The sequence below is a fragment of the Methylobacterium sp. CM6241 genome (assembly GCF_054817845.1).
This window is the reverse complement of record NZ_CM139246.1, coordinates 270483-290226: the sequence shown is the minus strand read 5'-3', so window position 1 is coordinate 290226 and position 19744 is coordinate 270483. Positions and strand designations below refer to the sequence as shown.

Annotated in this window: 14 protein-coding genes; 3 read left to right on the top strand and 11 right to left on the bottom strand. The window is 67.1% G+C overall.

Translation table 11 applies throughout. From position 1 onward, the window contains the following. Window positions 1-200 precede the first annotated feature (200 nt). From cyoD to cyoA, 4 genes are read right to left on the bottom strand one after another with little or no spacing between them, the layout of a single operon-like run. Complete coding sequence (cyoD, locus tag ACYQR9_RS01340) at window positions 201-587, bottom strand: cytochrome o ubiquinol oxidase subunit IV (protein WP_461228435.1); 387 nt, start codon at window positions 585-587, stop codon at window positions 201-203. Next, window positions 584-1270, bottom strand: coding sequence for a cytochrome o ubiquinol oxidase subunit III (cyoC, locus tag ACYQR9_RS01335; RefSeq protein ID WP_461228434.1), 687 nt, complete (start codon window positions 1268-1270; stop codon window positions 584-586). Before cyoC ends, cyoD begins: the two co-directional genes overlap by 4 nt. After that, on the bottom strand, window positions 1267-3273 hold the full coding sequence (locus tag ACYQR9_RS01330; RefSeq protein WP_461228433.1) for a cbb3-type cytochrome c oxidase subunit I: 2007 nt from the start codon (window positions 3271-3273) through the stop codon (window positions 1267-1269). The genes cyoC and ACYQR9_RS01330 overlap by 4 nt, the downstream gene beginning before the upstream one ends. A gap of 2 nt (window positions 3274-3275) precedes the next feature. Next, the gene (gene cyoA, locus ACYQR9_RS01325) at window positions 3276-4082 is read right to left on the bottom strand and encodes a ubiquinol oxidase subunit II (RefSeq protein ID WP_461229702.1); all 807 of its coding nucleotides are present in this window, start codon (window positions 4080-4082) and stop codon (window positions 3276-3278) included. On the opposite strand from cyoA, the gene ACYQR9_RS01320 reads away from it, so the two are divergent. Further along, entirely contained in the window at window positions 4003-4299 is a 297-nt protein-coding gene (locus ACYQR9_RS01320; RefSeq protein WP_244478161.1) for a hypothetical protein, read from the top strand. The two genes, cyoA and ACYQR9_RS01320, sit on opposite strands and share 80 nt — an antisense overlap. Before the next feature lie 288 nt (window positions 4300-4587). Here the strand turns inward: ACYQR9_RS01320 and ACYQR9_RS01315 are convergent, their stop codons facing one another. Then, entirely contained in the window at window positions 4588-6954 is a 2367-nt protein-coding gene (locus tag ACYQR9_RS01315) for an FdhF/YdeP family oxidoreductase (protein WP_461228432.1), read from the bottom strand. A gap of 738 nt (window positions 6955-7692) precedes the next feature. On the opposite strand from ACYQR9_RS01315, the gene gltX reads away from it, so the two are divergent. Beyond that, window positions 7693-9039, top strand: coding sequence for a glutamate--tRNA ligase (gltX, locus tag ACYQR9_RS01310; protein WP_461228431.1), 1347 nt, complete (start codon window positions 7693-7695; stop codon window positions 9037-9039). A 284-nt stretch (window positions 9040-9323) separates the two neighbouring features. On the opposite strand, the gene ACYQR9_RS01305 is transcribed toward gltX, so the two are convergent. Further along, complete coding sequence (locus tag ACYQR9_RS01305) at window positions 9324-11021, bottom strand: methyl-accepting chemotaxis protein (RefSeq protein WP_461228430.1); 1698 nt, start codon at window positions 11019-11021, stop codon at window positions 9324-9326. Between the two features lie 437 nt (window positions 11022-11458). Next, entirely contained in the window at window positions 11459-12370 is a 912-nt protein-coding gene (locus tag ACYQR9_RS01300; protein WP_461228429.1) for a LysR family transcriptional regulator, read from the bottom strand. 121 nt (window positions 12371-12491) lie between these two features. On the opposite strand from ACYQR9_RS01300, the gene ACYQR9_RS01295 reads away from it, so the two are divergent. Next, window positions 12492-13352, top strand: coding sequence for a DMT family transporter (locus ACYQR9_RS01295; RefSeq protein WP_461228428.1), 861 nt, complete (start codon window positions 12492-12494; stop codon window positions 13350-13352). A 40-nt stretch (window positions 13353-13392) separates the two neighbouring features. On the opposite strand, the gene ACYQR9_RS01290 is transcribed toward ACYQR9_RS01295, so the two are convergent. The 4 genes from ACYQR9_RS01290 to ACYQR9_RS01275 form a co-directional block, all read right to left on the bottom strand. Further along, window positions 13393-14664 (bottom strand): hemolysin family protein, encoded by a 1272-nt coding sequence (locus tag ACYQR9_RS01290; protein WP_461228427.1) that lies wholly within the window; start codon window positions 14662-14664, stop codon window positions 13393-13395. Between the two features lie 155 nt (window positions 14665-14819). Beyond that, window positions 14820-16049, bottom strand: a complete 1230-nt coding sequence (locus ACYQR9_RS01285) for an MFS transporter (RefSeq protein ID WP_461228426.1) — start codon at window positions 16047-16049, stop codon at window positions 14820-14822. A gap of 123 nt (window positions 16050-16172) precedes the next feature. Then, complete coding sequence (locus ACYQR9_RS01280; protein WP_461228425.1) at window positions 16173-18296, bottom strand: OmpA family protein; 2124 nt, start codon at window positions 18294-18296, stop codon at window positions 16173-16175. A 231-nt stretch (window positions 18297-18527) separates the two neighbouring features. Then, window positions 18528-19538, bottom strand: a complete 1011-nt coding sequence (locus ACYQR9_RS01275) for a DUF2865 domain-containing protein (protein WP_461228424.1) — start codon at window positions 19536-19538, stop codon at window positions 18528-18530. Window positions 19539-19744: the final 206 nt, after the last annotated feature.

The window sequence follows — 19744 nt, the reverse complement described above, 5'->3', positions numbered from 1 at the left end:
GTCGAACGCCGACCGGTTCGGGCTCCCTGTCGCTCAGATCAGCATCCAGAGCAAAAGGTCGGCCGCGATCGCGGTCACGACACCGAGCGTGAGGCCGAGGCCGAACTGAAGAGCGGCTATGATGGGACGGTCGCCGTTCACGTCCTGTCCGAACTGCTGCGTGGTTGCGGGATCGGGCGCATGGCCGAGCGGCGGTGGACTTAATGATGCTTCGGCGCGGAATGGGTCTGCGGCATCATGTTGTGGTTCATGTTGTTCATGATCCAGATCGAGCCCCCGAACAGAAGGATGACGATCAGGACGCCGAAGGCCAGGGCCATCACGTTGTTGGTGTTGTCCGGCCCGGTGGTGATGTGCAGGAAGAAGACGAGGTGGACACCCATCTGGGCGATGGCGAAGACGAGGAGCGCCACCGGAATGGCCGGGGCCCAGACGAAGTTGGCACGCAGGATCGCGAAGGACGCGGCGGTCAGTAGCGAGGCCAGGACGAGCCCGATGAGATAGCCGCGCAGGCCCTTGCCGATATCCTCCCCGCCGAACTCGTCCCCGGGCGCGGTGTCCGTCTCGTGGCGATTCTCGGCGCTCATGCGATCGACCCCATCAGGTAGACGACGGTGAATACGGCCACCCAGACGATGTCGAGGGCATGCCAGAACAGGGAGAAGCACATGACCCGGCGCAGGATGTCGGGCCGGAAGCCTTTGGTGGCGACCTGCGCCATCATGGTGAGGAGCCACAGGAGGCCGGCGAAGACGTGCAGGCCGTGGCAGCCCACGAGCGTGAAGAAGGCCGAGAGGAAGGCGCTGCGGGTCGGCCCCGCGCCCCGATCGATGAGGTCCGCGAATTCCCGGAGTTCAAGGGCGAGGAAGGCCGCGCCGAACAGGAACGTCACCGCCATCGCGGCCTGGAACATCAGGTGCCGCTTGGCCGTGAGCGCCAGGCCGGCGACGCCGCAGACGAAGCTGGAGACCAACAGGAAGGCGGTCTCTATCGCGACGTTGTCGAGGTCGAAGAGCTGCGCCCCTGTAGGGCCGCCCGCGGTGCCCGTCTGCAGCACCGCGTAGGCCGAGAAGAAGGCCGCGAACATCACGATGTCGCTGAGGAGGAAGATCCAGAACCCGTAACCGACGACGATCCGCTTGGGAGAAGGGCCGCCGGTTCCCCGGCCCGTGGCCGTCGCGTGGCCTTCGCCCGACCGGGCATGGTGGCCGAGATGGTGAGGGTCCGTCCGGATCCGGGCCTGTGCCGGGAGAGCGAGGCCGTCCGTCATGCGGCTCTCCGCCGTGCGTTTTCCAGGGCCTGCATCCGGGTCGCGCGGTTGGCGCGGTTGATCCGTGCGACGCGGTCGGCCGGGATCTCGTATTCGAGCCGGTCGCGCCAGGCGAAGACCACGAAGGTCGCGAAGGCGCCGGCGATTCCGAATCCGGCCAGCCACCAGATGTGCCAGATCATGGCGAACCCGATCAGCGTCGCGAAGAAGGCGCAGATGAAGCCGGTGGGGCTGTTGAGCGGCATCTCCACCGGCTCGTAATCCGGCTCCTCGCGCAGGCGCGCCTGCTCGCGGGCCCGCTGCTTGATGGTCCAGTAGGCTTCCTCGCCCTCCACCCGGGGCATCACCGCGAAGTTGAACACCGGCGGCGGTGAGGCCGTCGCCCATTCGAGGGAGCGTCCGTCCCAGGGGTCGCCGGTGAGGTCGCGCAGGCTCTCCCGCCGCCGGATGCTGACCACGAGCTGGACGATCTGGCAGATCACCCCGATGAGCATCACCGCGACGCCGAAACCGGCGATCAGGATCCAGGGGCGCCAGCCTTCGATGTCGTAATGCTGCATGCGGCGGGTCATGCCCATCAGGCCGAGCACGTAGAACGGCGTGAACACGATGACGTAGCCCGCCACCGAGAACCAGAACGCGACCTTGCCCCACCATTCGTCGAGCTGGAAACCGAACGCTTTCGGGAACCAGTAGGTGTAGCCGGCGAACGCCCCGAACAGCACGGCGCTGACCATGACGTTGTGGAAGTGCGCCACCAGGAACATGCTGTTGTGAAGCACGAAATCGGCGGGCGGGATCGCCAGGAGGACGCCGGTCGCACCGCCGACCACGAAGGTGATCATGAAGGCGAGCGACCACAGCATCGGGGTCGTGAGACGAATCCGGCCGCCATACATGGTGAAAAGCCAGTCGAAGATCTTCACGCCGGTAGGCACCGCGATGATCATCGACGTGATGCCGAAGATGCCGTTGACGTCGCCCCCCGCGCCCATCGTGAAGAAGTGGTGCAGCCAGACCATGAAGGCGAGGACGAAGATCGCCATGGTGGCGCCGACCATGGAGCGGTAGGCGAAGAGCGGCTTGCCCGAGAAGGTCGAGATGACCTCGGAGAAGATGCCGTAGGCCGGCAATGCGAGGATGTAGACCTCCGGATGCCCCCAGGCCCAGAAGAGGTTCATGAACATCATCGAGTTGCCGCCGGACTCGTCCGTGAAGAAGTGGAAGCCGAGGTAGCGGTCGAGGGTGAGCATCGCGAGCGTCGCGGTCAGGATCGGGAAGGCCGCGACGATCAGGAGGTTCGAGGCGAGCGAGGTCCAGCAGAACATCGGCATGCGCAGGTAGCTCATGCCCGGCGCCCGGATCTTCAGGATCGTGGTCACGAGATTGACGCCGGACAGCAAGGTGCCGATGCCGGAGATCTGGATCGCCCAGAGATAGTAATCGACCCCGACGCCGGGTGAGTAGGTCGTCTCGCTCAAGGGCGGCGAGGGCCACCAGCCGGTGCGGGCGAACTCGCCGACGACCAGGGATATGTTGACGAGGAGCGCCCCTGTCGCCGTGAGCCAGAAGCTCACCGAATTCAGCGTCGGAAATGCGACGTCGCGCACGCCGAGCTGCAAGGGGACGACGAAGTTCATCAACCCGACGATGAACGGCATCGCGCCGAAGAAGATCATGATCGTGCCGTGGGCCGAAAAGATCTGATCGTAATGCTCGGGCGGCAGATAGCCGGGGGATTGGTAGGCCAGCGCCTGCTGCGTGCGCATCAGGATCGCGTCCGAGAAGCCGCGGATGAGCATCGCCAGGGCCAGGGCGCAGTACATGACGCCGATGCGCTTGTGATCGACGCTGGTGATCCATTCCCGCCAGAGATACGGCAGGTGTCCGCCGATCACGATCCAGGCCAGGACGCCCAGGACGAGGAGGGCGACCACGCCGGAGGCGACGAGGGGAAGCGGCTGGCTGAGGGGAATGGCCTCCCAGGTGAGCTTGCCCAGCATGTCTACGATCCCCCCTTGGGCCGGACGTTCGGCGGCGCACCGTCCGCTTTCTCAGTCGGCCCCGGCCCCGGAGGGACGGTCTGATCGACGATTCCCTGAAACAGTTCGGGATCGATGTCGCCGAAGGTCCGGGGCCTGTCCGCGACGCTCTGCTGGGCCAGCACGCCGTAGGCCGCCTTGTCGAGGCTCGAACCGGCGCCCCGGGCCGAGGCGACCCATGCGTCGAAACCGGCGGGCGAGACCGACTTCATGGTGAAGTTCATGTCCGAGAAGCCGTCGCCGCTGAAATGGGTCGACAGGCCGAGATGGTCGCCCTCGCGGTCGGCCAGCAGGTTGAGCCGGGTGACCATCCCGCGCATCGTGTAGATCATGCTGCCGAGGCCGGGGACGAAGAACGAGTTCCAGACGCTGCTCGAGGTCAGGTGGAACTGGATCGGCGTATCGACGGGGACGACGAGCTGATTGACCGCGGCGACGCGCTGTTCGGGGTAGATGAACAGCCATTTCCAATCGAGCGACACGACCTGGACCTGGATCGGCTTCTTGTCCGAGCGGATCGGAACGGCCGGATCGAGATCATGGGCGCCAATCCAGGCGATCCCGCCGAGGAAGATGATCGTCAGCAACGGGATCGACCAGACCACGAGTTCGATACGCCCCGAGAAGGCCCAGTCCGGCCGGTAGCGCGCCTTCGGGTTCGATTCCCGGTACCACCACGCGAAGATGACGGTGGCGATCATCGTCGGCACGATGATCGCCAGCATGATGACCGTCGCGATCAGCAGGATGTTGTTCTCTGCGGCGCCGATGGGTCCCTTGCTGTCGAGGATGCTCGGCTGGCAGCCCCCGAGGAGGAGACCTATTCCGATGGCTGGTGAGGCGGCACGGATGCGCCGTCGGATCGTCGGCGAAGGGAGCTTCGCCATCATGCGCATGCCGCTGAGTCAGCCAACGATCAGCCTCGTCCTTGCCGGAATTCAACGAAGACTTGCGCAGTTCAATCAGGCATACAACAACATGGGTTGAGGCCAAATGAGTGCTGCTAAGTATTTGAATTAACCCTCATTACTTTCGTCGACGCCGGATCAGATCGTCGTCGGGGCGATGCCGTGAGCGAGGCCCGGACGCCGGTCGGTCCCGGCAAGATGTCGCGAGACACCCCCGTCATCCCGGCGCGTGACCGAGCGGCAGCGGGGCCCGCCGGCCGCAGCCCACGACGGAACGTCGCGCGGCTGCGGCGGTCTCTCGCCGCCCTTACCCGTCGAAGGTCGCGATGCTCGGGGGGCTTGGCTGGGAAGCGGGGTGGGGCCGCCCTCAACCGGAGGCGTATTCGAGCTGAGGCGCCAGCACGCGGGCGTCATCGGCATGCAGGGTGACCGGGATGGTCTTGGCCGCCGGAGTCTTGCTGCCGATGGCATAGTGCCAGATCGGCATCAGCACGTTGCATTCCGGATAGTAGCCACCGATGCAGCCGATGGGGATGTCGTAGGCGACCACGAGCATGTCGGAGAGCCGGCGATCGATCCCGTCATCGGCGACGGTCTTCAACGTCACCGCCTGTCCGATCTTCAGCCCGAGCCTGTCGATGTCCGAGCGGTTCATCAGCACCACTTTACGGGTATTCTTGATGCCCCTGAAACGATCGTCGTAGCCGTAGACCGTGGTGTTGAACTGATCGTTCGAGCGTAGCGTCATCAGGCGCAGGACGCCGTGACCGACGTCGGGCATGTCGGCGTCCTCGTCCAGGCCGGTCGGCGTCACGAGGTTCGCCCGGCCCGTATCCGTATGCCATTCGCGCTTGTTCGCAGGCAGGTGACGCTGGAAGCCGCCCGGCTCCCACATGCGCCGCTCGTAATCCCAGAAAGAGTCCGGCAGCGTCTCTGTGATTTCCTTGCGGATCTCGGCGTAATCCTCCTGATAGGCGTCCCAGCGCACGCGCGGATTAGGCTCCAGCACCCGCCGGGCCAACTCGCAGATGAGACGGACCTCGCTGATGAGGTGGGGCGAGGCCGGGCGGCGCAGGCCCCGGTTGCCGTGAATGCAGGCGGAGGTGTCCTCCATCGAGAGGACCTGCTGCCCCGCTTTCGTCTCGTCGATTTCCAGGCGGCCGATCACCGGCAGGATGTAGCTGACCGCGCCCGGTAGCAGGGCCGATCGGTTGAGTTTGGTGATCACGTTGACGGTGAGCCGCAGGCGGCGCCAAGCCGGCTCCATCTGGCCGTGGTCGGGGATGGCCCGCACGAAGTTCCCGCCCAGCATGAAGAAGGCCTGTACCTCGTCCTTCAGGATCGCTTCGCAGGCCTCCACGGTGTTGTAGCCGGCCTCTCGCGGTGGCTCGAAGCCGAACTGTTCGCCCAGCCGGTCCAGGGGAAAGAGTTCGGGCTTCTCGGTGATCCCCACCGTGCGCTGGCCCTGCACGTTGGAATGTCCGCGAATTGGGCAGATTCCGGCACCCACGCGGCCGAGATTACCGCGCATCAACAGGAGGTTGACCAGCATCCGCACGGTCTCGACCCCGGCCCGGTGCTGGGTCAGCCCCATGCCGTAGACGCCGATCACGGCGTGCGATTGGCAATAGACGCGCGCCGTTGCTTCCATATCCGCGCGGTGGAGGCCCGAACGGCGCTCCAACTCGTCCCAGTTCTGGAGGCGAAGCCAGGCGGCGAAAGTCTCGAAGCCGTGGGTGTGCTCGGCGATGAAGGCCTCGTCCAGCACGGCCGGGCCGCCCGCTTCCCGTGACGCCTCGTGCGTGTCCAGCACCGCCTTGCAGATGCCCGCCAACGCGGCGAGATCGCCGCCAGCCTTGACCTGGTGATACTGCGAGCTGATCCGGGTGTCCTTGCCGGTCAGCATCTCGGTCGGCGATTGCGGGTTCAGGAACCGTTCCAGCCCGCGCTCCCGCAGCGGATTGTAGGTGATGATCGGAACGCCGCGCTCGCTCGCCTCCTGCAGCGGGTGCAGCATGCGGGGAGCGTTGCTGCCCGGGTTCTGGCCGAAGAACAGGATGCAGTCGGACTTGCCGAAATCCTCCAGGGTCACCGTCCCGACGGCCTGTCCGATGCTGGCGGGCAGCGCCACCGAGGTGGTCTCGTGGCACATGTTGGACGAGTCGGGCAGGTTGTTGTTGCCATAAAGCCGGGCGAAAAGCTGGTACAGGTAGCTCGCTTCGTTCGACAGGCGGCCCGAACTATAGAACACCGTGCCCTTGTGACGGTCCTCGACTGCGCGCAGCTCCTGGGCGATCTCCTCCAGGGCATGCCCCCAGGAGACGGGCACGTACTTATCGCTGGCGGCGTCGTAGCGGAGCGGGTGTGTCAGGCGGCCCGGCTGTTCGAGGTGAAAATCGTCCCAGCCCCGAAGTTCGGTGACGGTGTGCTCGGCAAAGAACTTCGGCGTGCAGCGATGTGCGGTCAGCTCCCAGGCGACCGCCTTGACGCCGTTCTCGCAGAACTCGAACGGCAGGGGGCTCGCGGGCTTCACCCAGGCGCAGCTGTTGCACTGGTAGCCGTCGACCTTGTTGTGGCGGGTCAGCGCGATCGGCACGCTCGCCAGCACCCCTTCGCGCCGCAGGATGTTGCCGACGGAGCGGGCCGACCCCCATCCCCCTGATGGAAGGCGGTACGGCTTGTAGGTGGGCTTATCCAATGAACGATCTCCGTGCCAATACAGCTGCGGGAACATCGGCCGTCTCGTCAGGTTCTACGTCCGGCCCATGCATCCATGTATAGTTGCAAAATCAGGTGCGGCATTATCGGAGGTTACGATGATGATTGATCGAGATTACCTTCTAAAGAAGCCGGCTGGACCGTCGGCGCCGAAGTTTTTCTTGGATACGACCATCGTGCCGCTTGTCGCAAATCTCGCCGGTGGCTTCGAAGTCGCCTTGGATCGCTCGGCCAGGCGCATGGGAGTCAGACCCTCACGGATCCTGGCAGGGGCAATGAGCCTTGCCGCATTGGGTACTCTTTGTCTGATGCGCCGGCGCGGCGCGACCCGTCATCCTATCGCGACAGCAATGAAACCTGCAGCCTGCGATGTATAAGCTTGGACTTATCGGGTTTGGAGGGGCCGTGGGGCCGGAACACCGAGCAAGCTTCTGCGCCAACGGGCCGGTCCGGTCTCCCGCAACGTCCAGGCTCCGTCGGATACTGGGACTAGATTCAGACTGAGGTCCAAGCCGTGGCCACCTGACCCAGAGTAGAGAGCAAGGCGCAGGTCGGCCGCGACTTTGCCTCCTGATGACATGCGATCAGGACCGGAATTCGTTCTGGTCGCGATCGTGTTTGGGCCGGGCTGCAAGCGCGCTCGGGCGGAGCTCATCGCGGCCAGTGCGACGGCGGCGCTTATCATGTGCGACCTGCCCCGGTCTTCCCGAAAGCCGGTTCCCACCGTTCGCGTCGATGCTGTAGACGGGCAGGCATGACATCCGCCCCTCTCGTCCGCTTCGCGCCCTCTCCCACGGGGTATCTCCATATCGGCAACGCCCGTCCGGCGCTGTTGAACGCTTTGTTCGCGCGGGCGCATGGCGGGCGCTTCCTGCTGCGCCTCGACGACACCGACCGCGAGCGCTCGACGGAGGAATTCGCCAACGCCATCGAGGAGGACCTCGCCTGGCTCGGCATCGTGCCCGATCTCTTCGCCCGCCAGTCGGACCGCTCCGCCATCCACGATGCGGCGGCCGAGCGCCTGAAGGCGGCGGGCCGGCTCTATCCCTGCTACGAGACGCAGGAGGAACTCGAGCGTCGACGCCGGCGCCAGCTCGGCCGTGGCCAGCCGCCGATCTACGACCGCGCCGCGCTCAGCCTGACCGATGACGAGCGCGCGGCCTTGGAGGCCGAAGGGCGCACGCCGCATTGGCGCTTCAAGCTCGACGCACGCACCGTCGCCTGGGACGATCTCGTGCGCGGGCCGGCGCATGTGGATTGCGCTTCCCTCTCGGACCCGGTGCTGATCCGCGCCGATGGCAGCTACCTCTACACGCTGCCCTCCGTGGTGGACGATGCCGAGATGGGGATCACCCATGTCATCCGCGGTGAGGATCACGTCACCAATACCGGCGTGCAGGTGCAGATTTTCGAGGCCCTGGACCAGCCGGTGCCGATCTTCGGCCACCACAACCTGCTCACAACCGCCGACGGCGAAGGTCTGTCGAAGCGCCTCGGCCACCTCTCTCTCCGGGGCCTGCGCGAGGCGGGCTATGAACCCGGCGCGGTGCGCTCGCTTGCCGTACTCACCGGCTCGGCCGAGGCGGTGCGCGCGGTGCCTAACCTCGACGAACTCGCCGCCCTGGTCGATCTCTCCCACATCTCGCGGGCGCCGGCGAAATTCGATCCGCAGGAACTCGACGGGCTCAATGCCCGCCTGATCCATGCCATGCCGTATGAGGAGGCACGCGAACGCCTCCTCGGAATGGGCATCCCCGAGGAACGGGCGCAGGCGTTCTGGGCGGTGATCCAGCCCAACCTCACCAAGGTCGGGGACGCCGCCGAATGGTGGCGGATCGTGGCCGGGGAGGTGACGCCGGTCATCGCGGATGCGGGCTTCGCCGCTGCCGCCCTGGACGTGCTGCCGCCCGAGCCCTGGGACGGCCAGACCTGGAAGGCCTGGACCAATGCAGTGAAGGAGCGGACCGGCGCCAAGGGCAAGGCCCTGTTCATGCCGCTCCGCCTCGCGGTGACAGGGCTGGAGCACGGCCCGGACCTCTCGGGCCTGCTGCCCCTCATCGGCCGGGACATTGTGGCGGCGCGGCTCGGCGGTCGAGGCTGACAGAATCGGCTCGAAAAGCGGATCCCGCTTCTTAGACCAAGCGGCGCTGATCCCGACCGATGGTCGTCTTCAGCGCGTTCGGCGGACGCCCGCCGCCGCGCAGTCACGCGGGCGGCCGACGATGAGTTCTCCTCATCGTCGGCCGGTCTCAGACCGATGCCGGTCGGCCTCATACCCCCTCCGGTCGGTCGCTTCGGTCAGGTTGGCCGGAGCCGGCTCCCTCTCCCGTGTGGGAGAGGGGACCCGCGCTCGCCAGACACCGAGTGCAGCAGCCGGAGACGGCCTCAGGCTGCTCTTACGCTGGCGAGGAAGCGGCGGACCTCGGCGTTCAGGTGCTCGGATTGGCGAGAGAGCTCGCCCGCCGAGCCGAGCACTTGGGATGCGGCGGCCCCCGTCTCTTCGGCGGACCCCGCGACGCCCGAAATGTTGCTCGTCACTTCGCTCGTTCCCGTCGCGGCCTGGGCGACGTTGCGGACGATCTCCTGGGTCGCGGCCCCCTGCTGCTCCACCGCCGCGGCGATGGTGGTCGCCACCGAATCGATCTCGCGGATGCGGGCCGTGATGGAGGCGATGGCCGAGACCGCCTCGTCGGTCGCCCCCTGGATCTGGGAGATCTGACTGGAGATGTCCTGAGTCGCCCGCGCCGTCTGGCTGGCCAGTTCCTTGACCTCGGTGGCCACCACGGCGAAGCCTCGGCCGGCCTCTCCCGCGCGGGCTGCCTCGATGGTGGCGTTGAGGGCGAGAAGGTTGGTCTGGGCCGCGATGTTCGAGATCAGTCCCACGACGTCGCCGACGCGGGAGGCCGCCTGGGACAGTGTCTGCACCAGGGCCGCCGTCCGGTCGGCTTCCGAGACGGCGCCCTGTGCGAGATCGGCCGATCCGCTGACCTGCCGTCCGATCTCCTGGACGGAAACGCCGAGCTCCTCCGCCGCCGCCGCGACGGTGTTGACGTTGGTGGCGGCTTCTTCGGCGGCGGCCGCCACGGTCATGGATTGGCTCGCCGTTTCCGTGGCGGTGGAGGTCATGGTCTGGGCAGTGGCCTGGAGTTCGGTCGCCGAGGCCGACACCATCTGGATGATGCCGCCCACGGCGCCTTCGAAGCTGTCGGCCATGGCGATCATCGTGCGCTGGCGCTCCGCCTGGGCGACCTCCTCGGCGAGACGCCGGATGTCGGCTTCCTCGGCGGCCTTCCGGGCGACCATGGCCTTGATGCCTTCCACCGCCTTGCCCACGGCGCCGATCTCGTCGCCGCGCTTGGCCTCCGCGATCTCGGCGTCGATGTCGCCCTTAGCCATCCGCTGCAGGACGAGGACGAGGCTCGCCAGCGGACGGGTGATGCCGAAGGTGACGATGAGGCCGGCCAGGATCGCCGCGACCGTGAGGCCGAGGGCCGCGGTGGCGATCAGGCGCTGAATGGTCTCGGCCACCTCCGCTTCGAGGGCGCGCTTGCCGGCCTGCATTTCCTCCGTGATTCGCTGGGTGCGCTGCTCGATCAAGCCGTTCAGTTTCGTCCGAGCCGGCTGGCCTTCCTGCTGCACGACCTGCAGCGCCTTGGCGATCTCGTTCTCCAGGGCTAACGCCGTCGAACGGCGTAGAATGTCAAAATACCCCTCGGCCAGCTGCCGGACGTCCTGGCCGATCTTGCGACGTTCCGGGGTATCGGCCAGGAGGATCAGCCTGTCGATATGCTCGATCGTCGTCTTGGCGGCCTGTTCATACCGATTCTTGTAATCGGCAATCTTTTCCGGCCGCTTCTCCAGCAGGATGTTGCGGCTCAGCAGTGCTGCTTCCGCGAGCTTGAACTGAGCCCGCAGATAGACTTCCTGGCGAACGGACAGAACGTCGGCGTAGGTCTTTGTCTGTTCCGCGACGCTGTTCAGGGCCATGCGCGAATAGAAAACCAGCCCGACCGCCATCATGCCCATCAGAGCAAGCGGGACGGCGATCTTCAGCATCACGCTGGCTTGCCTAACGACTTTCATCTCGAACTCCGGAATAATATCTGCCCAGACGCAGAATGTTGCAAATCAATCTTACACAAATTCATATAAATATAAGCTTGAGATCGAATTATTGGAGGAAAGATCGTTGATATTCGTATTGACTAAGCAAAAGCGGGTGAAATACCGCTCGAACTGAAGCGATCATGCCAGATCCCAAGATCGGTATGCGATATGACTTAGATGTGATGCGAGCAATCTTGCGGTTCGGGTGAACGTCATCGAGCGGAGCTTGGCATTGAACAGAGATCGCGGGGGCTTGCCCGTGAAACGGCGGCACGGTCCGTCGCGCCGACTGTTTTCAGGTCGGCACGGCGCTCTCGTGCTCGATCCGGGTATACGGCCGAGATCGACGGCGACCCGCTCCTGACCGGCAGGACGGCGCCGGTGGCCCCGTCCCGATCCGGCGCGGCTCGGGTTCAGTCACCTCCGCCGACCGCCTTCGGCACGAGCGCGTCCCGTTCCCGGAGGAGATGTCTCACGAGCCGTTCCGCCGCCTGGCCCGGCGGTCGGCCCGCCGGGCGGATCAGCAGCGTCTCGATGGGCAGGCGTGGCCGGAACGGTCGCAGCACGATGGGCAGGTTCGCGAGCGCGCGGGCGGGAAGCGGATCGACGATGGCGATCCCAAGTCCTTCGGCGACGAGGCCGCAACGCGCCGCCGTGTACTGAGCCATGAGGCCGAAGCGTGGGACGAGGCCGATCGCCGCGAAGGACGCTTCGATGGCCTGTTGGAACACCCCCGTCGCACCCGCGATCAAGGGCTCTTCGGCGAGATCGCCCACCTCGATCACCCGCCTGGCCGCGAGGGCGTGCCCCCGGGGCAGGGCACAGACCGCGTCGATGGCGAGGAAGGGCTCACAGATCACCCCCGAATAGCCGGAACGAGGCCGCACGAGGCCGAGGTCGCATTGCCCGGAGGCGGCCCAGGACCAGATCGTCTCCGGCGCGGGCACATGGACCGAGACCCGGATGCCCGGGGATTCCTCGCTCAGCCGCCGGATCGCCCTCGGCAGCAGCCGCGAGGCCAGTGACGGTTGGCAGGCGACGCGCAACGGACCCGTGCCGAGGTCGCGGATCTGGCGGGCCGCCTGGGACAGATGGTCGAGCCCCGCATAAGTCCGCTCGACCTCTCGGGCGAAAGCCTCACCCTCCTGCGTCGGCAACGCGCTGCCATGGCCGCGCACGAACAGGGCGAAGCCGAGATCGGCCTCGAGCTGCGCCATCGCGCGGCTGACATGGGGTTGCCCGATGCCGAGAGCCGCAGCGGCCCGCGTCATCCCGCCATGGCGCAGGACGGCGCGGAAGAGATCGAGATGAGCCGGGTTCATCATGCCTGTTTCGCATGGATATCGAAGAGGTAAGCATTTGACGGCATGGGCGCGGGATGATTGTCAAGCCGCCTAAGCCGGGTCCTGTTCGATCCCGGGACACCAACCGGGACGAGACGACGCGATGCAGCGGAATGCGGCGGGGTGGGGCAACGGCCTCGTGGGCGTCATCATCTTCAGCGCCTCGCTGCCGGCGACGCGGGTGGCGGTCGACGGGTTCACGCCGCTCTTCCTGACCTCGGCGCGGGCGGTGATCGCGGCCCTGCTCGGCGCGACGATGCTTCTCGCCCTGCGTCAGCGCCGTCCCGCAATCGGCGACTTCGTTCCGCTCATCATCGTCGCCCTTGGCGTCGTCGTCGGTTTTCCCCTCCTGACGGCGCTGGCGCTCCAGCACATCACCTCTGCGCATTCCATCGTGTTCATTGGCCTCCTGCCGCTCGCCACCGCCATCTTCGGCGTGATCCGGGGCGGTGAGCGTCCGAGCCCAGCCTTCTGGTTCTTCTCCGGCATCGGCGGTCTCACGGTGGCGGGCTTCGCGCTGTTCCAAAGCGGGGGCGGCTCGCTCACCGGCGACCTCCTGATGGTCGCCGCGATCGTACTCTGCGGCCTCGGCTACGCGGAGGGCGCTACCCTGTCGCGTCGCCTCGGCGGGTGGCAGGTCATCTCCTGGGCCCTGGTCCTGTCGTTGCCGGTCATGGCCGCCATCGCCCTGATGAGCCTGCCCTCGGCATGGAGCGATATCGGCCTGCCGGCCTGGATCGGCCTCGCCTACGTCTCGGTCTTCAGCATGCTGGTGGGGTTCGTGTTCTGGTATCGCGGGCTCGCTTTGGGCGGCATCGCCGGCGTCGGGCAGCTGCAGTTGCTGCAGCCGTTCTTCGGCCTGGCTCTCGCGGGATTGCTGCTCCACGAGCCCGTCGCCCCGAGCATGCTGGCCGTGACCGGCCTCGTCGTCCTCTGCGTGGCGGGGGCCAAGCGCTACGCCTGAGCGCGCCCGCGGCTTTGGGGGAGGGGCCCCGCCCTGGAGGTCAGGCGATCCGCGACACCAGGATCTTGTCCACGCGGCGACCGTCGAGATCCACCACTTCGAAGCGCCATCCCGCGATGTCGCAGGTCTCGCCCGTCTCCGGCAGGCGCTGCAGCTTGGCGATGACGAGGCCGGCAGCGGTCTCGTAGTCGCGGCTCGATTCGAGCTTGATGCCGAGCTGGTCGGCCATCTCGTCCACCGGCATCCAGCCGGCGATGAGCCAGGACCCGTCCTGGCGCTGCACCGCCTCGGGTTCCGAATCCTCGGAATGGAATGCGCCCGCGATGGCGTCGAGGATGTCGGCCGGCGTCACGAGCCCGTCGAAATGGCCGTATTCGTCATGGACCAGGGCCATCGGCACCTCCGCCGCCTGAAGGGCCGTGAGTGCGTCGAGGGCGTCGAGCGTATCGGGCAGGACGGGGGCGCTGCGGATATAGGCGCGCAGGTCGAACCGCTCGTTCTCGATGAGCGCTTTGACCAGTTCGCGCACCTGCACGACGCCGAGCATGTTGTCCGGGTTGCCCTCGCCGACCGGGATGCGCGAATGCGGGCTCGAGACCAGCATGGCGCGGATCTCCTCCGGCGCCTTGTCGAGGTCGATCCAGTGGACGTCGGTGCGCGGGGTCATGACGCCCCGCACGGCGCGGTCGCCGAGGCGCAGCACGCCGGCGATCATCTTGCGCTCGTCGGTCTCGATCACGCCCGCCGTCTCGGCCTCCGCGACGATGGTGCGAATCTCCTCTTCGGTCACCGCGCTGGCGCTGGAGGCTTCCTGGCCGAACAGCCGGAACACCGCGCGCGTGGAGGCGTCGAGGAGCCAGACCGCCGGAAGCGCGATCCGCGAGATGAGACGCATCGGGCGCGCGACGAAACAGGCGATGCCTTCAGGATCGCGCAGGGCCACGTGCTTGGGCACCAATTCGCCGATGATCACCGAGAGGTAGGTGATGATGGCGATGACGATCCCGTATCCGAGAGGATCGGCCACGGGTTTCGACAGGCCCGCCTCGAATAGGATTTCCGTGAGGCGCTCGCCCAGGGCCGCGCCGGACACGGCACCCGACAGGATGCCGACGAGGGTGATGCCGATCTGGACGGCGGAAAGGAAGCGCCCCGGATTCTCGGCGAGGGTGAGGGCGGCCTGGGCGCCGGGCCGGCGGGCCTCCACCATCATCCGCAGCCGCGACTTCCGCGACGAGACGACGGCGAGTTCGGACAGCGCGAAGGCCCCGTTGAGGGCGATCAGAGCGACAGCGACGGCGAGCTCGAACACGTTCGGTTCCGTAAGCCGGAGCCGCTTGGACCAAGCGAGCCGGACTTCCTCAGTTGTCGGCGATCGCTCGCCTGTTGCCCTGTCGGCGGCGATTGCTCGCCTGTCGCTCCGGTGAGCGACGACGATCGCCTAGATGGGCCGTCGCGGCGGGCGGGTCAACGGTCGTGGCTGGAGGATGTGGCCGGGACGAGGGGCGGCAGGCGCGAAAGACGGAGCGCGATGGCCAGCGCGAGCCCGTAAAGCCCGCCGAAGAAGGCGACGACCCCCGTCCACCCCGCATGATCGAAGAACCAGCCTCCCGCCGTCCCGAGCACCGACGAGCCCAGATAATATAGGGACAGGTAGACCGAGGAGGCCTGCGCCCGGTCGCGCAGGGCGCGTCGCCCGATCCAGGAACTCGCCACCGAATGGGCGCCGAAGAAGCTCACCGTCACGACGACGATGCCGGCGATGATGACGGGAAGGTGCTCCGACAGGGTCAGCAGAATACCGACGATCCCGAGCAGGATGGCGAGCCACAAGACCCGGCGGCGTCCGAGCCGGCTGGCGATCTCTCCGGTCACCGCCGAACTGAACGTGCCGGCGAGATAGACCACGAAAATCGCGCCGATGGCCGACTGGCTCAGGTTGTAGGGCGGATCGAGCAGGCGGAAGCCGATGTAATTGTAGACGCTGACGAAGCCGCCCATGAGCAGGAACGCCTCCGCGAAGAGCCAGGGCAGGCCCGGATCGCGGAAATGCTGGCCGAACGTGCCCGGCACCTGGCGCCAGCGCATCCGGTTGGCGAGGAAGCGCCGCGACGGCGGCAAACCGCGCCAGAACAGGATGGCGGCGATGAGCGCCAGGATTCCGATGGTCCCGAGACCCACGCGCCAGGACAGATGATCGGTCATGATGCCGGCGATCAGCCGCCCGACCATGCCGCCCATCGCGTTGCCGCCGATGAGGAGCCCCATGGACAGGCCGATGGCGCGGGCATCCATCTCCTCGCTGAGATAGGCCATGGCGACGGCCGGCAGGCCGCTCGCCGCCAGCCCGGTGAGCGCGCGCAATGCCAGGAAGCCATGCCAGCTCGGCACGACCACGGCGATGAGGGTCAGGATCGCCGACGCGAAGAGGGAGGCGACCATGATGGGTTTGCGCCCCCACACTTCGGAGAGCGGGCTGACCACGAGGAGCGCCAGGGCCAGCATCGCGCAGGGGAGCGACAGCGACAGGCTGCTCTCGGCCGGGGAGACGTGAAACTCATCGGCGAAGACCGGCATCAGCGGCTGGACGCCGTAGAGCACGGCGAAGGTGGAGAAGCCTGCGGCGAACAGAGCGAGGGTGGTCCGACGAAAGATCGGCGTTCCCGCCGTGATCAGGCGGTCGCTCTCCTCGGCCATGATCGCCGGTCTCCTCGATGTCGCGCGCTCGCGGGAGTGTTGGAGAAGCACGGAACGGCGCGGGCCGCACCCCTCTTTCGAGACATGCGGCCCGTGACGTCACGACAATGCAGCTAAGCCGACTTACTTGGGCGGAGCGTCCGCAGCCTCGCCCTGCTGCTGGATCAGCGGGGTGATGCGGCGCACCGTGACCCGACGGTTCTCCCGCGAAGCGTCCTGGGTGTTCACCTTCAGAGATTGCTCGCCATAGCCCTGGGTGGTCAGGTTCTCCGGCGGCACCTGGAAGTTCTGGCTGAGTACCGTCGCTACCGACTGGGCGCGACGATCCGAGAGCGACAGGTTGTCGACCTCGCTGCCCACCGCATCGGTGTAACCCTCGATGAGGAACACTTCCTGCGGGTTGGCCTTCACCGCCTGGTTGATCGCCGCCGCAATGTTGCCGAGCCGCGAGGCCTGATCGGGTGTGACGTCGAACGATCCGGTATCGAAGGTGATCGTATCGATGTCGACGCTGCGCATCCGTGCCCGCAGCTGCGGGCTGTAGCGCACCTGATCGAGCGTGTAGCGGCGGTCCACCGCCACCACCGGCGGGGCGGACAGGGCCTCGTAGACCTGCCGCTCGTCGGCGCCCTCGTAATTCACCACGTAGCGCTCGCGGGGGATGCGGATGTCCGGCGGCGGCAGGTCGACGACATCCTCGTAGATCGGACGCTGGGGACCGCCGAAGCCGTTGTCGATGATCACGACCTCGCGGCCGTCGCGGAAGCGGCGCGAACGGCGCACGAGGCGGCCGTCATCGTCCACCACGGTGACGATCTGAATGCCGCCCGGACGGTCGAGATAGGTGATCGTGTCGCCGCCGCGGCGCTCGCTGCGGTAGGCACCGCGGTCGAGGTACCGGAAGCGCTCGTTCTCGTCGTGACGGATGAAGTAATTGTCGCGGTCCCGCACGATGATGCGGCCCGGCTCGCGGATATAGGTCCGGCCGCCCTCGTTGAACTCGCGCCGGTCACGGCGGACTTCGTCGTAGCTGCGGACATCGTTGCCGCGGAACCCGCCCTCGACATAGCCGGGCCGGCCTGGACGGTTGAAGACGTCACGGCGATCCCGCTCGTCCTTGCGCTCGAACGCTTCGCGGCGTTCACGGTCGCGGCGCTCGATCTCGCTGCGCCGATCGGAATCGCCCGCTGCCGGGGTGCGGTCGGTATTTCCGGGACGGTTGGGCGTGCCGGGCCGGTTGTCGTCCGACGTGCCGCGCCGGTCATCCGGGCCGCGCCGGTCGTCGGAGCCACGCTTGTCATCGGAGCCACGCCGATCGTCAGGGCCCCGCTTGTCGTCCCCGCGCCTGTCGTCACGGTCGTTCTTGTCCTGCGCCTGACCCGGCGGGACGAACGGCTTTCCCGGAACCCCGGGACGGGCATTCGGAGCAGGCTTCGCGTCCGGCGCCTTGGTGTCAGGAGTCCTGGCATCCGGCGCCTTGGTGTCAGGCGTCTTGGCATCCGGCGTCTTGTCCGGTCCGGTGCGGCGGCCTGGCTCGGGCTTCTCGTTCCGGTCCGGCCTTTCATTCCGGTCCGGCTTGTCTCCACGCTCCGGCCGGTTCTCCCGGTCGGGCCTCTCGGCGCGCTCCGGCTTGTCGCCGCGCTCGGGTTTGGCGCCCGTATCGGGTTTCTCGTTCCGGGCAGGACGGTCCGGGCGGGCGGGACGATCGGGTGTCGCGTCGCGCTCGGGAGTGGCGGGGGCACGCTCGCGGGGAGTCGGAGCCTCCTTGGGCGCCGGACGGGCCGGGGCCGGGTCCGCATCGCGCTCGCGCGCGGCAGGAGGGGTCGGCCGTTCGGCCGGCGCACGGTCGGGCTTCTCGGGACGCTCAGGGCGCGCGGGCCGCTCGGCCGGGGCACGCTCCTCGCGGGCAGGGGGCTTCTCCTGGCGCGGCTCGGGACGTTCCGCCCTCTCAGGACGTTCGGCGCGCTCGGGACGTTCGGCCCTCTCAGGACGTTCGGTGCGCTCGGGCCGCTCCACTTTCTCAGGCCGCTCCGCCCGCTCGGGACGCTCGGCTCTCTCGGGCCGGGCCGCGCCGCCACGGGGAGCATCGCCGCCTCCGCGCGGATCACCGCGCTCGGCTCCGGGACCTGCCTGCGCGAGCAGCATCACGCCCGGCCCACCATTGTCGGGGCTGGCCGAAAGGGGGCCCGATAGGATCAGGGCCGGCAGCATGGTGCCGGTCAGAAAGAGCAGGCGGAGGTTCCGCATGGATGGTCACTCACAAAGGTTGATGTGGCCATCGGAACCGAATGGAGCCGGGATGGTTCCAAATTCATTCCCGGATCATTCGCCCGTACTCTGCCGCCCTGCGCGGCCTCAAAGTTGTGGCAGGCAGGGAAAACCGTTCACCGTCAGCGAGTTGCGCCCATGACGCTATGCGCGATCGGCGCCCCCATGGGGGAATGCTCCCTCGTTGGTTCGGCGTTTCGGCGATGGCCTCTAGGGCGCTATCGACCGAGCCGGCGTCGCGATCATGTTCGGCGCGATAATGCGGATATTGGCGCGCTCTTCGCCGCTAGGGGGGGGCGTCTGAGCCGTGGCTCCGTCGCGAACCGAGCCGGATTCGGACAGGATGGCCCCGTTCCGGGTCGCCGCATCGGCGGCGATGGCGGCCACGGTCTTGTCCGCGCGGCCCGCGAGGGTGACGCGTACCTTCGGCCGCGACATGGCCTCCGCCTGCATCGGCGTCACGAAGATGTCGCCCTTGTGCCGGACGAGCATGCTCTCGGCCTTCACCAGGGACTGAGCCCAGGTCTGGTTCGCCTTCTTGCACGAACAATCGGGCGTGAAGCTCTTCTGGAACTTGAACGCGTTGGCGAGGGAGACATAGGCACGGCTGCCCTTGATCGACGCGGCCTGTTTCAGGCCGTCATCGCCATGAGGCATCGAATAGGCCACTGCCTCTGTGCCGGGGCAGAGAGCCTGGCACAGTTCGTTGGCCCCTTCGCGACCATCGGGCAGATTGTTCATCGGGAAGTAGGCGCCGTCGCAGGTCCGGACACAGACGACCTGCGCCCCGCCCCGTCCGCGCTGCTCGCCCGCGGGGCCGTCCACGACCTTCTGCCCGGTCTCGGCGCAGGAGGATGCAATGGCCGCCGTGAGTTGACGCCGCCGGGCGGCGGTGACTTCGCCGTTCTCCGCGCCGTACCCGGCCTGGAGCGCTCGGATGCGCTGCTCCACCGCGCCGCATTGCGGGGGGCGCGAATCGAAGAACAGGAACTTGCCGCCCTCGCAGCTCAGCGTCCGGTAATACGCCTCCAACCGGCCGATCTCGTTCTGCAGGGCGCGGGCGGTGTTGGCGCCGTCGCTGAGATTGGCGAGCTCGTAGCGGTATCGCTGGCACTGGGCGTTGGGAGCCTGTGCCTGCACGGCTGTCCCGAACGTGATGGCGGCCATGGCGGCGCCGAACGTTGCGACGAGCTTGCGGATCTGTGGAGGGATCAGCGGCATGACCTGTCAGGAACGGGTGTGAAGCTGGGCGGTTCCGTCCCTCGGACAGGGTACGGAAGAGCGCTTTAGCAAAGGTTGTCTAACCGCCCTCGCGAGAGCGGGACAGTGTTCCCACATGCCCATCGACAAACTTGAGGGGAATGGTGTGATGATGTGTCTTCGGAGTCTCACAAGCAGGGCGGTGGCTGTGGGGTTGGCCGGGCTGG